Source organism: Peribacillus phoenicis, assembly GCF_047238085.1.
Taxonomy (GTDB): Bacteria; Bacillota; Bacilli; order Bacillales; family DSM-1321; genus Peribacillus.
Map to the genome: position 1 here is coordinate 4,278,110 of NZ_JBDFMF010000001.1, position 15,325 is coordinate 4,293,434.

Genomic DNA, 15,325 nt, shown 5'->3' on the forward strand with positions numbered 1-15,325 from the left:
CCATGTTTCTGTTTAATCGTCCAACATTTAGCTCATACTAATTTTTGATGAAAAAAATTTAGGATGGAGCTGAATGGAAAATGGAATTTGAAGCTAACAATTCTACTGAAAATGCTCTTCGTGATTATAAAGCTGGAATCGGTGCCTTTACGCAAAAAATGCCTGTTCTCGCAGAGAAATTCAATTCGTTTACGGAAGAGTGCTTTAAAGAAGGTCAATTATCCCAAAAAGAAAAACAGCTTATCGCATTAGGAATAAGCTTATATTCACAAGATGAATACTGTATTATCTACCATACAAAAGGATGTCTTGATCAAGGCTGTTCCGAACAGGAAATTCTTGAAGCCATTGGTGTGACCGCAGCATTCGGCGGAGGAGCCGCCATGAGTCAGGCTGTAACCCTCGTCCAGGAATGCATCCAAGATATAAATCAGATGAAACAGTAAGAAAGAAGGGATAGGACAAATAGTCCTATCCCTTCTTTCTGTTGCTTTTAATGACTCATGTTGTTGTTATTTCCTTGTGCGGGTGCATATGAATTCAACATTTGCTGCATATCCTGCTGTGCAAGCTGCGGAACTTGATAGTAATGATGTTTGTTTTGATATATCGAAATCTCATATGCCATTTCAATGCAGTTCGGAACGGAATCTGCAAATACGCGGCGAACAACCGGATTCGTTATTTCAAGCGCTGCCATCGCTTTCATGGATGCTGCAGACTTAACAGCTCCAAGCATCATGCCTGAAATACATTCATCCGTAATTTCCGATGCGGATTGCAAAGGTTTCTTTGGCTGAGTTGGTGTCAATCCATATATAAAATCGTTACCTTGATTCATTTTGTAGCTCTGAGTCCGTTTAGAAGGATCCTGGCCCGATTGGAAGCACTCCAGTGAAATATTATATTCATCTTGGATGAACTGATATTGACGATCCAGAATATCTAGTAATTCCTGATCCTGGATATGCTGACGCAAAAGAGTATACGTATTTAAAGTACCAATTGTTCCCGACAACACTTCATGTACATCGAATACTTCGTGACCACCGTGATTCATTTGTGGGGGAATGGCACCCGTTTGCATGTTCTGGTGTACTTGACCTTGTTGATATTGGTTTTGCATTGTATTTCCCTCCTCGTTTTATCAATGATGCGAACAAGTTTAGTATGTTGAACCCCAACTGGATTATTCAATCTAAACTCTTCCAAGAAGACCAATCAGCTGCTGCATCATGTTTTCTGTATAAAAAAAACGTGGCGTTTTAAACTATAAACACTTTATATGTTTGGGAGGATTTCCAATGACACATCAATGCTTCTATTGTAGTGATGACACGGAAGAAAAAAAATCCATGTCGTAACGTTTCAAGTTACTGACACGGATAGAAATGAAATGCTCTGTGATGAATGTTATCAAGAATGGCTACAAGGAATAAAAGGTTAAGCATTAAAAGCCCTCTAACATTTCCCAAACATCTTTGATGCATACTTGGAAGAATTCAGGGTAACTTAAATGCGTTAAATAGTGAATTTCAAGGAGGATGGTTATGGGAATTTTAAGCGGAAATCCGAAAGAAGAGCCTATGCATTACGGAGAGGTATTCGGAACATGGGCATTTCTTACAACCACAAAAGGACTGATTGCCTGTCATCAAACTATGCTTAATCATACTGGCGACAAGGACCTGCATAAATTACTTGTTGAAGTGATCAATCAAGGGAAACAGGAACATGACCAACTTGAATCATTATTAAAAGAAAATAACGTAGGACTGCCTCCGTCACCACCTGAAAGACCTAAAGCTAATTTGGAGGATATTCCAGTCGGGGCACGTCTTCAAGATCCTGAAATCTCTGCTTCAGTATCAATCGATATTAATGCAGGATTAGTTGCTTGCAGCCAAATCATGGGTCAATGCATCCGAGAAGATATTGCACAGATGTTCGCACAATTCCATACGAATAAAGCTGCATTGGGTGTTGACTTCCTAAGATTGAATAAGGAAAAAGGCTGGCTTGTCCCTCCTCCTCTTCATATTAATAAAACAAGTATGTAAATATAATGAAATATCCCCTAATCATGTTGACATCGTGATTGGATGCCCAACATGATTAAGGGATTAATTCCGATAATGAAAGGACGATTAAGGAATCACTACCATTGCAGACTTTCGATTAAGTGGCACTTTGTGCATTGTTGACTATAATCAGTTTTTACAAATTCATGATTACAATTCTCGCGAAAAATGTTCAGCTCCCTTTTCAGCTGTTCCAATTGAGTTTCCAACTGTTTCATTTCAACTTTTATTTGGATTACCCGATTCATCGAATTCTCCCTCTCGTCGGAATCATAGATAGATTTCCCCGTCCGTTTTCCTAAATTCATTCGCTTTTTCTTTAAGACCTTCATCGATTACCGACTCAAAACCCAGACCCTTTTCCTTCGCCAAATCACGAATGTCCTGAGAAATCCTCATACTGCAGAATTTGGGTCCGCACATTGAACAGAAATGGGCTGTTTTGGCACCCTCTGCCGGAAGTGTTTCATCGTGATATTCAACTGCCCTTTCAGGATCGAGGGAAAGATTGAATTGATCTCTCCAACGAAATTCGAATCTTGCCTTCGAAAGGGCATCATCCCGTTTCCGTGCCTGGGGATGGCCTTTTGCAAGATCAGCTGCGTGGGCTGCAATTTTATAAGTAATGACCCCTACACGAACATCCTCTTTATTCGGAAGTCCCAAATGCTCTTTCGGTGTCACATAACAAAGCATGGCCGTTCCAAACCATCCAATCATGGCAGCACCAATCGCAGAAGTGATATGATCGTATCCAGGAGCTATATCCGTTGTCAATGGTCCCAGGGTATAGAATGGAGCTTCTTGACAGACTTCCAGCTGCTTATCCATATTTTCTTTAATCAAATGCATCGGTACGTGACCGGGTCCCTCCACCATGACTTGAACATCGTGCTTCCAAGCAATCTTCGTCAGTTCCCCAAGTGTTTCCAATTCAGCAAATTGAGCCTCATCGTTTGCATCTGCAATGGAGCCAGGACGGAGGCCGTCACCTAATGAGAAAGAGACATCATACGCCTTCATGATTTCACAAATCTCTTCAAAGTGAGTATAGAGAAAACTTTCTTGGTGATGGGCCAAGCACCATTGTGCCATGATGGAGCCCCCCCGGGAAACGATTCCCGTAACTCGCTTTGCTGTCATGGGAATGTATCGCAAAAGCACACCGGCGTGTATGGTGAAGTAATCGACACCTTGCTCAGCCTGCTCGATTAATGTATCCCGGAAAACTTCCCAATTTAAATCTTCCGCGACTCCATTCACTTTTTCCAATGCTTGATATATCGGAACCGTCCCAACTGGCACAGGTGAATTCCTGATAATCCATTCCCGGGTCGTGTGAATATTCTTTCCGGTGGAAAGATCCATTATGTTGTCTGCACCCCAACGTGTAGCCCAAGTCATTTTCTCCACTTCAGCTTCGATCGATGAACTAACAGCGGAATTTCCAATATTCGCATTTATTTTCACATGAAAATTACGTCCGATGATCATGGGCTCACTTTCAGGATGGTTAATATTTGCCGGTATGATCGCCCTCCCGCTAGCTACCTCTTCTCTTACAAACTCAGGGGCTACATTTTCCCTGATCGAGATGAACTCCATTTCCGGAGTTATGATACCTTTTCGGGCATAATGGAGCTGGGTTACGTTTTGCCCATTCGCTGCACGCAATGGTTTTCTTTTCAATCCCGGAAAAACTTCTGCTTTGGTTCGTGACTCTTTTTTATACCCGTTATCTTCGGGCTTTATTTCACGCCCTTCATACTCTTCAACATCTTCCCTTTCCAGAACCCAGCTGCGTCTAATCGGGGCAAGACCTTTATGAATATCAATGGGATATTCTGAATCCGTATAAAAACCGCTTGTGTCATATACTCGTAAAGGCGGATTCTCCTCTTCGCCGAATGACCCTGTAGTCGGACTTAGCTTAATTTCACGCATGGGTACCCTAATATCGGGTCTAGATCCCTCAACATACACTTTTTTACTCCCGGCAAAACTGGACATAATTGAAACGTTCATGTCATTTACTGAATTACTCATCATGATTTCATTTCTCCTTTTTAAGTTCATTTAAAAAGGACAAAATCCAATCCATTTCGCACGAAAAAGCCAGATCTCATATTTAAGACCTGGCTAACGTTAGTATGGCTACAGAAATGACCAATTGAAATGTCATTGTTTAGTAGATTCTAACTTCCCCACGCTGGTATGAACCAGATCAGGTCCTGAGGGTTAAGAAGCTTAAGCGCTTCTCTCTCAGCCCAACTTATATTGGACACCCCTAGTCTGAATAATTTAATTGATTACAGGATTACTATATCTCACCCTTTTCATTCTGTAAATAATTTGAAAGACCTAATATTTTCATTACAACTCTCAAAAATTTGTTATTTGAAGGAGAGCCGTCAATTAATTCCCCAGGCCCTCAAGGATAGGGTAGAGCTCCTCTAAATGCTTGATTTCATAGGTTGGAATCACTTCATTCCGTTCCTTATCATGGCGATTTATCCAAACCGACTTTATGCCTACCCGTGATGCTCCAAGGATATCCGTCATTAAATTATCGCCGACCATCAATACTTCATCTTTATCAAGCTCCATGATTTCCAAAGCATGCTCAAAAATGGAGGCATCCGGTTTACCTCTTCCAAATGCGCCTGATATCACGATTTGGTCGAAATAAGGAACCAGTTCAGGCGTAATTTCAAGTTTGGTATTTTGCAGCTCAGGAGATCCGTTCGTAAGCAATAGCAATTTATACTTCCCTTTTAATTCATCCAGAACACGGAATGTTTCTTCATAGATAAATGGCTTTTTGCGTCTCTCGGCAGGGAAACGTTCTGCCAGTTTAAGCCCAAATTCCGGGTCATCGATCCCTAATGCCAATAACCCTCTCGTCCACGCTTCTTTCCGATAAGCCGGTGCAATCCCGGCCATCTTCCTGAATTCATCATGATCATCCTGGAAATTTCCCCATAGCCCCTCAAATGGGTTGATTCCGATCATTTGTGTGAATGCATATGTATCGTAAGAAGAGTAAAGCTCACGCGCTTCCTTTCGCACAGCTTCTTCAAACTCGTCGACATTCAGATCATATTTCTCCTTGGCTACTTCACATGTGGCCACAAAAGCCTCTTTTACACTTTTCTGATCCCATAGTAATGTATCATCTAAATCAAAAAAAACTGCCTTCAGCAAAATGTCCACCCCTCTTTCCCTATTATTGAATTCGTAAAAATTACACTATTACAATAATAAACCACAACCAATAAAAAAAGAATAACTATTCGGAAAATGACTTACCTTTTCTAGTGGGAAACCCTTATCCACTTATCATCTTTCAAATACATACAGCTTTCCATTACTGGCAATCTTGAATTTCGGACCGGTGAACCCCCGTCGGATCAGCTCTTTCCTCATATATACCATGAGGGCGGCATGACTCACGATCAGAACATCCCTTTCCCCCTTTACAAAGACTTCATCCAATACTTTATTGATCCTTCGCTCTGCGATCTTAATTTCCGCCCTTGTCTGCTTGTTGAACACCGAGCAGCAGCGAATCCAGATGGCCCAAAGGATGAATGGCAGCTTTACCCTTCCTTTAAGAGGCGGGGAAGGTATTTCCCGCAGCTCCTCCATCCGGTGAACCGTACCTGGATAGATATGTTCCGCTGTCTTGACAGCTCTCGACATATCACTGCAATAACATTCCTGCCATTCCTCCACGCCAAATAAAGTCGTTCCATAAATAATATCCGCTGCATCATAGTCCTCAAACCATTGCTTCATATCATCCGCCGTCACAGATCTCCCTGTAGGAAATTCATGTGCCACCTTAAAATGCCGTACCAAACCAATTTTCATATCTTCTCCTTTTTTATCTTTTAAAATATACGTTTCTTTTTCTTGTAAAAAGCCCTTATCAATATATTACCCTATGTAAAACTATAAAAAAAAGTATGTTGAAACCATTAAACCCTTACTGAACTCTCCTTGACACTGTGTATATGTTTAAAAATTCTTAAAGATCCAGCGTTTAATTATGATAGCATCGAAAAAGGAGAACGCATTTCGCATTCTCCCAGACCTGTAGATTAATTTTGCCTAGAGTTTTTTTGAAGGTTTGTAAAATTCGAACCTTCCCTCCAGGCACTCGCTTTCCGCGGGCGCTCTTTGCGCCTTCTGGGTCTCCCTTGGACACGCTTTTCCCGCATGTGTCCCGCACACCCGCTCCGTTCAATTTTGTTGAGGACCCCTTTTCTCCATAAATTGAGGGAAAGCATCTCGCCTTCTCCATTTATCGTTTAATCCATGAATTGCAGTTCTGTTATCGTACATCTTTTCCTGAATTTATATTTTCCGCTCAAATCACTGAATTGATAATCATTGAGAGATTTCCCCAGTTGTTCCCTCAGCTTATCCACAGTGATGGATTCCTCAACTGCCTCTTTCCAATTTTCATTTCCGATCAACTCATCGAACGGAATGGTAGTCAGGACTTCATCATATATCTGGATGCTTTGATCGATGCCGAAGCTGCCATAGATACTGCCATTTTCATCAGCAAAGATATGATCCGATTCCAATTCCTCCACCAATACTTTCAGATATTCCTTTGACTTAACAGGCTTGATGGCAATCTCTGCTTCCGCCTTTACAGGTCCCAATCTCTTATCGACGATCTCTATCGTCAATTTAACGTGAACGGGCGGATACCCAAACCCTTCACAAAGTTCTGTTGCCGAATTATATACCATCTGTACGTCCTCCTTTTGAAACTATCATTATATAATATAAATAGTACATTTCATTACCAAAAACCCTTATTCAAGTTCACTTGCATCGTATTTTTATAGCAACTCTTTTTTCAATTCATGCGCTCCTTCAACACTGAAGGGTCAATCGTCATATTTCGGGATTCGCTGATACGAAAGCCACGAATCCTGATAATTATCATTCATATTTCATACCTCATTTATACGTTAATCGATAATACACCATTAACTTTGATCTATTTATGAACTCAACTAAAAAATCCAATGCAGCTCAGGGCATTGGACTTTTATAAGCTTTACATTATGGCTTTAGCACCACTTTAATACATTCATCTTCGTGATCGTTAAAGATTTGATAAGCCTCACTCGCTTTTTCTAGAGGGACTTTATGGGATATGATTTCCGTGGGGTCGAACTCTCCAGCCGTGATCTTATCAAAAAGCTTGGGCATGTAGTGAATGACCGGTGCTTGTCCCATTTTCAAATTAATGTTCCGCTCAAATAAATTGCCTAATGGGAACATATTATATTTGGATCCGTATACGCCAGTCAGTTGGATCGTGCCGAATTTACGTACGGCGTTAAGTGCAATCTCGATCGCACTTAACGTTCCACCCTGAAGTTTCAGCTTTTGCTCAATCGCCTCTATCGTTGATTTCTTGCCATCCATTCCCACACAATCTATGACCACATCTGCCCCGCCTGAAGTGATTTCCTTAATGTAGCTGCCCATATCGTTATATTCATCGAAGTTATACGCCTCAACCTTATTCATCTGTTTAGCCTTATTGAGTCTATAAGGAAGATTGTCGATGGCAATGACCCTTTTTGCTCCTTTCATCCAAGCGAACTTCTGAGCCATCAAGCCAATCGGCCCACAGCCCAATACCGCTACCGTATCATCTTTCTTGACGCCAGCGTTCTCTACACTCCAATATGCGGTTGGCAGCACATCGGACATGAACAAAAGCGCCTCATCTTCAAGTTCACATGACTCTGGGATGACAAACGGCATGAAGTTTCCATATGGTACCCTTAAATATTCTGCCTGCCCGCCTGGATAGTTCCCATATCGCTCCGTAAAACCAAAGTACCCGCCTGTATCCACCGCTTCATTGGGGTTGGAATTATCACATTGACTCTCCATATCATGTTCACAATAATAACAGTGCCCACAAGAAATGTTGAAAGGCAGGACAACCCTGTCCCCTTTTTTCACTTTTGTTACTTCCGGACCCACTTCTTCGACGATGCCCATCGGTTCATGACCAATGACATAATCTTTATGCGTCGGCAAAGCACCCTGATATATATGGAGGTCGGACCCGCAAATAGCCGTTGAAGTCACTCGGACGATGATATCATCCTTTTGCTGAAGTTTCGGATCTTCAACTTGTTTTACCTGTATATCTTTTGCTCCTTGAAAAGTTACAGCCTTCATATTAAACCTCCTAAAATATTCTTAATACATTTGATATACCCGTCAAAAAAGGCTACTAAGCCTATGAACATCTAATTTCCCCAAGAATCTCTTCATTATGCTGCACCTGGATGACAAAAAAAGCCCCGGAAACCGGGACTCACCTATGAAACCATTTATTTAGGAACATTATTATTGTGCTTATACTCACTTAGTACCTCGTTGAATACATCGGGATAATTCGTAAACAGCCCCGTTGCACCCCATTCAAGAGCCTTTTTCATATCCGCTCTTTCATTTACTGTATATGGATGGAATTGGAGGTCATGGTCGCGAACCATCTTCACATATTGTCCGTCTACCTTATTGAAGTTCGGGCCAACGCCAATTGCATATTCCTTAATGGACTCCAATTCTTCATTGGAAATGGTTGCTGGGTTCTTATAAGAAAAAAGTTGCACAAGCGGTAACTTTGGATTCATGTCATGAACCTTCATAAGGCTTTCTTTACTGAACGACTGAATTAATACATTCTTGGTACGGCCTTTTGAATCCACCATTTTATATTCTTCCAGAACCTGCAGGAGTTCTTCTTCCATTCCCGGATATACTTCAGGGGACTTTGTTTCGATATAGTAATTGGCTTGCTTTCCGAACTCCTTAAAGACTTCTTCAAGAGTGGGAACCTTTAACCCTTCATATACCTCTTTTGCCAATTGCGGATATTTTTCATTGAACCATGTACCGGCATCCAGTTGCTTGATTTCTGCCAGCGTTAAATCCTTCACTAGACCAGTACCATTCGTTGTACGATCAACCTTTTCATCATGCATTGCTATCAATCTTCCATCCTTGGTCATTTGAAGATCAATTTCTATGTAGTCGCCCTTCATTTGTTCTCCCAATTGATAAGCGGGAATGGTATGTTCAGGTGCATAACCAGAAGCTCCCCGATGTGCGATATTCACGATTTTCTTCTCATAAATAGACGAATTGGAATGATTTCCTTTTGCTGCTGAAGCCCCCATGGAAGTAGCCTGCAATATAAAAGCCGCACTCATCATACATAAACCGAATTTCTTTATATTCGTTTTCATTTCCCTCTCTCCCTCCTATTATTACCATTATTTTAAAAGGAGAATGTGAATCTACAGCGAATATAATGTAAAGAAATAATATAATAGTTAAAATGGTTAAAAAAACCTATCAAACACAGGGCATTCATGTAGTTTGTTGTACCTAATTCAAAATTCGGATGACAGCTTAGATTAAAAACCCGTTAAAAGCCTCTATTTCTAAAAAAATCATAATTGAAAAATGTGCTAAACATGGATACTGGTAATCCAATAAGAAAATATAAAAAGTTTTTTGGGATGTACATATTGAAATAGTAGAAAAAAACAGTCCCCTAAATGAACATAACTAAATATTTCTAAATCCTTCTCCATTACAAACTCCTTACTACTCCGTTAAATAATTATTTAACCGGTTCATTGACACATTAAGCTTTCCATATCCATATTAAACCAAACTTAAAGCCGCTAAATTCCTGATATTAGATCTGATGTGCCATTGTTGACATACCAAGAGGGTCTGGAGGGATTGGTTACCTTAACTCCCTGACTTCCCCCTTCCGGTACTGAATTCCACCCGAACCATGCCTTTTCTAAAGTATAAGCAGAGAGACTATATAGTGACAAAATCTATCTTTTTCTGATTTACAAAAAACTAGTATCATATTACTATTAAACAAACAGAATATTAATCCTAAGGGGAATTATGTTAAAAAATTATCAATATTATCAAAACAAACACCGATTTATACTGAAGGCATTCATGGCAATGATATCCTTTTTACTATTGGTTGGGATTTCTGTATCACCTATAAGTTGGAAAGATAATCCCTACGAGATGATATTACAGGTCATTTTAATATCGGGGATGATAATTTCTCTGTTATTTTTCTTAAAAACAGAAGTCAATTTTTATAAAACCCTATTCATTTTCTTAATTACTGTTTATTTATATAGCAAATTCTGGATATTCCCGGATACTGCCATCATGCTGGCTTTATTTGCTATAGCGCCCTTGATTCCCATTTTTCTCTTTGATAAAATCGGGTTTTATGTTGTCGCCACTTTAAATATCATATTAGGTCCCGCTTCCATCTTGATCATTTCAAAAACGGATCTTCAATACACTTATGAATATGTCGCTTTGGATAGTTTCGGCAACACGCTTAATTTCATCGCTATACAAATCATATTGGTATTCGTATTCTTAGGAACCAATAATAGGGTGGAATCCACTAATGCATTTCATAAGGAAATACAGCAGGCCAAGCAATTGAACTCAGTCGGACAGCTAGCTGCCACCATTGCACATGAGATACGTAATCCGATTACAGTCGTGAAAGGGTTTGCCCAGCTATTAGACCAAGAGAAGGAACTGAATGAAACGGAAAAATTTTATGTACAGACCATGCTTACAGAACTTGAATATACACAAGTGATAATCAATGACTATTTGTCTTTGGCAAAACCGCAAACGGATAATGTACAGGTCATTCCTTTAAATTATGAAATCCAAAAGATTTCCGAACTCTTAACCAGTTTCGCCAATAATCGCAACATAGGCTTTCTCCTGGATTTCCGGGACGACCTGCACATTAGCATGAATCCCATCGAGCTTAAACAGATACTGGTCAATATCATGAAAAATGGAATTGAGTCAATGAACAAACCCGGATTCATCAAGGTGGAAACAGAGCAGGAACGCACTATGGCAAAAGTACGAATAACGGATACAGGAATTGGCCTCTCAAAAGAACAGCTTGAAATACTAGGTACCCCATTTTATTCACTTAAAGATAGGGGAACCGGTATCGGCCTGACCGTTTGTTATTCCATCGTTCAAAAATACAAAGGGAAAATCTTGGTACAGAGCGAAGTGAACAAAGGAACATCGTTCACCATTTATTTGCCCTTATATAAAGAAATAGATTAAACATATATCCCTAATAAGAAAAAGGATGACCACCCATCACCGGGCGGTCATCCTTTTTCAATTAGGCTTTAAAACTATCTTGCCATTTCAGCAAATGATTTTCTAAAAAGCGGACAAACGAGTCTGAGATTTTACCAGCGAGGGCAAAAATGATGATGCCTACGAATACGACGTCCGTTTGCATGAATGAACGGGCATCCTGGATCATGAAGCCCACCCCTCTATCCGCACCCAGCAATTCAGCGACGACCAGGCACATCCAAGCCGCACTTAAGGCTAAACGGATGCCAAGTAATATGTTTGGTAAAGCTGCCGGAATCATGAGCTTCGTTATTTGTTCCCTACGGCTAAATTCCAAGATTAAGGCAACATCGTACAGTTTTTTATCCACATTCCGAAGGCCCAAAAAAGTTTGTAAATATAAAGGAAAAAAAGCACCTAAAGCAATAAGCAGCACTTTAGACAGTTCACCAAATCCGAACCACATAATGAATAAAGGGGTAATCGCAAGTAACGGGACTGTTCGTAACATTTGAATGCTTGGGTTTAAAAATTCTTCAGATTTTTTTTGCATGCCAACGATGACTCCAAACAATAATCCTAAAAAACCACCTAATGCAAAGCCTAGAAGAGCCCGCGTTAAACTGATTTGTAAATGGATGCCCATTTCCCCCGACTGAACGAGATTAATGAAAGTCGTGACGATCAATAAAGGTGATGAGAACAATTGGGCAGGCAGGATGCCAACCGTTCCTAATGTTTGCCATGCAATCAACACGACAACGGGAAGGACCGAACCCCGCAATGCCGATTTGGCGAGTTTGGATTGTTTTGTCGTTTCCCTTATGACAAGCGGCTTGTTTTGAGCAACGGTCTGTGTAGACATAATTTTCATCCTTCCTTTTTTCAAAAATTTATTTAAATGCTCCAATCTTCCACTTCTACTGGATGATGATCAAGTTGGGTTAATATGACGGACCTGAATTCTTGAAACGCTTTGCTTGTTCGAGTTCTTGGATATGGCAAATCAATTGGAACGATAGCTTTAATCCGCCCAGGCTTTGCATCCATGACGACCACTTTCCTCGATAAAAAGATGGATTCATCTATATCATGGGTGACAAGCACCATCGTTGTCTTATTCCTCTCCCATATTTCTAGTAAAGCCTCTTGAAGATGCGTTCGCGTGAATGCATCCAAAGCACCGAATGGCTCATCCAGCAATAATACTTCCGGATTACGCAATAAGGCCCTGGCAATGGCAACACGCTGCGACATTCCACCGGATAATTGGCGTGGATACGCCTTTTCAAATCCTTTTAGTTTAACAAGTGAAATCAAATCATCCACCCTTTTTCGAATGTCCGGTTTCTTTAATGGAAGATTACCTGCAATATTCTTCTCCACGTTTAGCCATGGAAATAAGCGATGCTCCTGAAAAATGAAACCACGGTCTTTAGAAGGGCCGATAACCGGATGATTCCCTGCCATGATCGCGCCGTCAAAGTCTGAATCAAGTCCTGCGATCAACTTTAATAATGTGCTTTTCCCGCAGCCGCTCGGACCAATGATCGTGACGAATTCACCATTGTTGACGGTCAGTTTTAAATTATCCAAAACATGGACACTTTCATTCTCATTCTTAAATGTTTTGCTTACTTGATTAATTTCTAACGTCGCAACCAATACCCTCACCCTTTCTCAAATAAAAAAATAGAGATCCAGCAATAAGGCACATATTGTCCCTTTGCTGAATCTCTAGTTAACTAGTCGATTCAATATTTCATTTTATATTAACTTATCGATTATTTATAATCAACACCTAATTCCAATTTATTTTATCGGATTAATTATAAATAATAATTGACAGATAATTCTAACAGCTGTTAAGATGCATTCATACACAAATCCGCTTCACACTGGAGCCAATTAAATAAAGGTCATGTGAATCAACTGGACTACCGGAGATTCAATGAAGAGTAACCCCGGCATACTCTTCGTTGAATCTCTTTTTTGTCATTAATCTGACTATCCAGATGTGGTAAGTGTATTAAAAAAGGAGGGAATTCATGAAGGACTATCGTAACAAGTTAACCGCAGTACTACTTGCCATCATTAGCATCGCTGTATTGGCAGGCTGTAACTCCGATGCCGGCAAAGCTTCCGGGAAAATTGATCCACTGAAAGTTCATATTGCCTTAAATGGCAAGATGGGGCCATTGGTCATTGCAAAGGAAAAGGGATTGTTCAACGAAGAGTTTTCTAAACTGGATGCCCAAATCGAGTGGAGTGAATTCCAGAGTGGTCCCCCGCTTTTGGAATCCCTTGCTTCCAATCGGGTCGACCTGTCTTTTTTAGGGGATGGTGCACTGATTGCCGGCATTGATAAGAATCTGCCATTCGAAGTTATTGCACAAACAGGTCGGGGTGAGTCATCTGTTCGGATCCTGGCTCAAGCAGAAGGTAACATAAAGAAGATTGAAGACTTAAAAGGAAAAACGGTCGGTGTTGCCTCGGGGACAACAGGTCATGTGTATTTAATCAAGGCATTGAAAGCCCATGGTTTAACGACTGATGACATTAAACTCATCAATTTACAACCGGATGATGCTCAAGCAGCTTTTGAAACCAAACAATTGGACGCCTGGGCGATATGGAACCCTTATTACCTTAATAATATTGAAAAAGGGAATGCTGTCGCACTTAAAGTAAAAGGAAAAATATTGGCTCCTGGTGCAATCATTGCACGTAAGGGCTTTGCCGAAGAGCATCCTGAAATTGTCGAGGCCTATTTAAAGGTTTATAAAAACGCTGCCGACTGGCAAATTGAACATCCAGATGAAGCATCTGAAATTTATTCCAAAGAAACTAAATTGCCTGTGGGTACGGTCAAGACAATAATAACGGCCGAAGAACCAAATATCTTCTTTACCGAAGATGCCATCAAAGCACAACAAGAATCCATCGATACTTTAGCTGGTGTGGGTTATATCAAGAAATCATTTAATTTTAAAAATCAGATCCACAATGAATACATTGATGAAGCCTTTAAAAAATAAAAAAACATACCTTACAGGAGGAGATTGATTATGACCGAAACTAAAACACAACAATTGAAAGTGGTACCGGTAGCAGGAAGGATTGGAGCGGAAATTCAAGGAGTCCAATTAAGCGGAGACTTGGATTTAGCTATTTTCAATGAAATCAAACAAGCGTTAAACCATCATAAAGTCGTATTCTTCAAAGGACAAAATCATTTGGACGATGCCAGCCAAGAAGCATTTGCCAAACTATTGGGTGAGCCTTATGCACATCCTACAGTACCGGTCAAAGACAATACTAACTATATTTTCGAACTTGATTCCGAAAGGGGCGCTAAAGCAAACCATTGGCATACTGATGTCACTTTCGTTCCAGAAGTTCCAAAATACTCTATTTTAAGAGGTGTAACCATCCCTGACGTTGGCGGAGATACAGTCTGGGCAAATACGAATGAAGCATATGAGGACCTGCCGGATGGATTGAAGAAATTAGCTGACGGACTTTGGGCGATCCATACAAATGAATATGATTATGCTCAATTCAAACCAGCTGAAAACATTGATGATGAGGTTAAAAAGAAATATCGTGATATATTCGAATCGACCATTTATAAAACAAGGCACCCAGTCGTTCACGTGCACGCTGAAACCGGAAAAAGGCATTTGTTATTAGGTGGCTTTGCTGGTAGAGTGGAAGGATATACAACAAGTGAATCCGAAAGATTATTAAGTATCTTCGATTCATACGTCACGCGCTTAGAAAATACCGTTCGTTGGCAATGGAGTGAAGGGGACGTGGTCATTTGGGATAACCTAGCCACGCAGCATTACGCTATTGCCGATTACGGAAACCAGCACCGCGTCGTTCGCAGGGTCACTGTCGGCAAAGACGTTCCCGTAAACAAGGAGAACGAGTCCAGCAGTCTAATTATTAAAAAATAAACTGCTGTATCGAGTGAAAGGTTCGAAAATACTCAAACCTCCTGAGGAACT

General features: G+C 40.5%; 14 protein-coding genes and 1 riboswitch. Of the genes, 5 read left to right on the plus strand and 9 right to left on the minus strand.

Going from position 1 to position 15,325, the window contains the following annotated elements; genetic code table 11:
• Positions 1 to 80: 80 nt before the first annotated feature.
• Entirely contained in the window at positions 81 to 446 is a 366-nt protein-coding gene (locus ABC374_RS20980) for a carboxymuconolactone decarboxylase family protein (RefSeq protein ID WP_350300211.1), read from the plus strand.
• Between the two features lie 47 nt (positions 447 to 493).
• On the opposite strand, the gene ABC374_RS20985 is transcribed toward ABC374_RS20980, so the two are convergent.
• A complete protein-coding gene (locus ABC374_RS20985) occupies positions 494 to 1,126 on the minus strand; it encodes a spore coat protein (protein ID WP_413019644.1) in 633 nt (210 codons plus the stop codon).
• Between the two features lie 424 nt (positions 1,127 to 1,550).
• Here ABC374_RS20985 and ABC374_RS20990 point away from each other — a divergent pair, with 424 nt between their 5' ends.
• Positions 1,551 to 2,060 carry a DUF3231 family protein gene (locus tag ABC374_RS20990; RefSeq protein WP_413019645.1) on the plus strand — a complete coding sequence of 170 codons (510 nt, stop codon included), beginning with the start codon at positions 1,551 to 1,553 and terminating at the stop codon, positions 2,058 to 2,060.
• A gap of 291 nt (positions 2,061 to 2,351) precedes the next feature.
• On the opposite strand, the gene thiC is transcribed toward ABC374_RS20990, so the two are convergent.
• The 6 genes from thiC to ABC374_RS21020 form a co-directional block, all read right to left on the minus strand.
• A complete protein-coding gene (gene thiC / locus ABC374_RS20995) occupies positions 2,352 to 4,130 on the minus strand; it encodes a phosphomethylpyrimidine synthase ThiC (RefSeq protein ID WP_350300213.1) in 1,779 nt (592 codons plus the stop codon).
• 135 nt (positions 4,131 to 4,265) lie between these two features.
• Positions 4,266 to 4,380: riboswitch (TPP riboswitch) on the minus strand.
• 116 nt (positions 4,381 to 4,496) lie between these two features.
• Entirely contained in the window at positions 4,497 to 5,285 is a 789-nt protein-coding gene (locus tag ABC374_RS21000; protein WP_413019646.1) for an HAD family hydrolase, read from the minus strand.
• A gap of 135 nt (positions 5,286 to 5,420) precedes the next feature.
• On the minus strand, positions 5,421 to 5,954 hold the full coding sequence (locus ABC374_RS21005) for a histidine phosphatase family protein (protein ID WP_413019647.1): 534 nt from the start codon (positions 5,952 to 5,954) through the stop codon (positions 5,421 to 5,423).
• 440 nt (positions 5,955 to 6,394) lie between these two features.
• Entirely contained in the window at positions 6,395 to 6,847 is a 453-nt protein-coding gene (locus ABC374_RS21010) for a hypothetical protein (RefSeq protein ID WP_413019648.1), read from the minus strand.
• A gap of 319 nt (positions 6,848 to 7,166) precedes the next feature.
• Complete coding sequence (locus ABC374_RS21015; RefSeq protein ID WP_413019649.1) at positions 7,167 to 8,306, minus strand: zinc-dependent alcohol dehydrogenase; 1,140 nt, start codon at positions 8,304 to 8,306, stop codon at positions 7,167 to 7,169.
• A gap of 155 nt (positions 8,307 to 8,461) precedes the next feature.
• Positions 8,462 to 9,382 carry a glycerophosphodiester phosphodiesterase gene (locus ABC374_RS21020; RefSeq protein WP_413019650.1) on the minus strand — a complete coding sequence of 307 codons (921 nt, stop codon included), beginning with the start codon at positions 9,380 to 9,382 and terminating at the stop codon, positions 8,462 to 8,464.
• A gap of 682 nt (positions 9,383 to 10,064) precedes the next feature.
• On the opposite strand from ABC374_RS21020, the gene ABC374_RS21025 reads away from it, so the two are divergent.
• The gene (locus tag ABC374_RS21025; RefSeq protein ID WP_350300219.1) at positions 10,065 to 11,291 is read left to right on the plus strand and encodes an ATP-binding protein; all 1,227 of its coding nucleotides are present in this window, start codon (positions 10,065 to 10,067) and stop codon (positions 11,289 to 11,291) included.
• 61 nt (positions 11,292 to 11,352) lie between these two features.
• Here ABC374_RS21025 and ABC374_RS21030 read toward each other — a convergent pair whose 3' ends face one another.
• Complete coding sequence (locus tag ABC374_RS21030) at positions 11,353 to 12,186, minus strand: ABC transporter permease (RefSeq protein ID WP_413019651.1); 834 nt, start codon at positions 12,184 to 12,186, stop codon at positions 11,353 to 11,355.
• 23 nt (positions 12,187 to 12,209) lie between these two features.
• Complete coding sequence (locus ABC374_RS21035) at positions 12,210 to 12,977, minus strand: ABC transporter ATP-binding protein (RefSeq protein WP_350300221.1); 768 nt, start codon at positions 12,975 to 12,977, stop codon at positions 12,210 to 12,212.
• Between the two features lie 383 nt (positions 12,978 to 13,360).
• On the opposite strand from ABC374_RS21035, the gene ABC374_RS21040 reads away from it, so the two are divergent.
• Both ABC374_RS21040 and ABC374_RS21045 read left to right on the plus strand, forming a co-directional pair.
• The gene (locus ABC374_RS21040; RefSeq protein ID WP_413019652.1) at positions 13,361 to 14,350 is read left to right on the plus strand and encodes an ABC transporter substrate-binding protein; all 990 of its coding nucleotides are present in this window, start codon (positions 13,361 to 13,363) and stop codon (positions 14,348 to 14,350) included.
• 30 nt (positions 14,351 to 14,380) lie between these two features.
• A complete protein-coding gene (locus ABC374_RS21045; RefSeq protein ID WP_350300223.1) occupies positions 14,381 to 15,274 on the plus strand; it encodes a TauD/TfdA dioxygenase family protein in 894 nt (297 codons plus the stop codon).
• Positions 15,275 to 15,325: the final 51 nt, after the last annotated feature.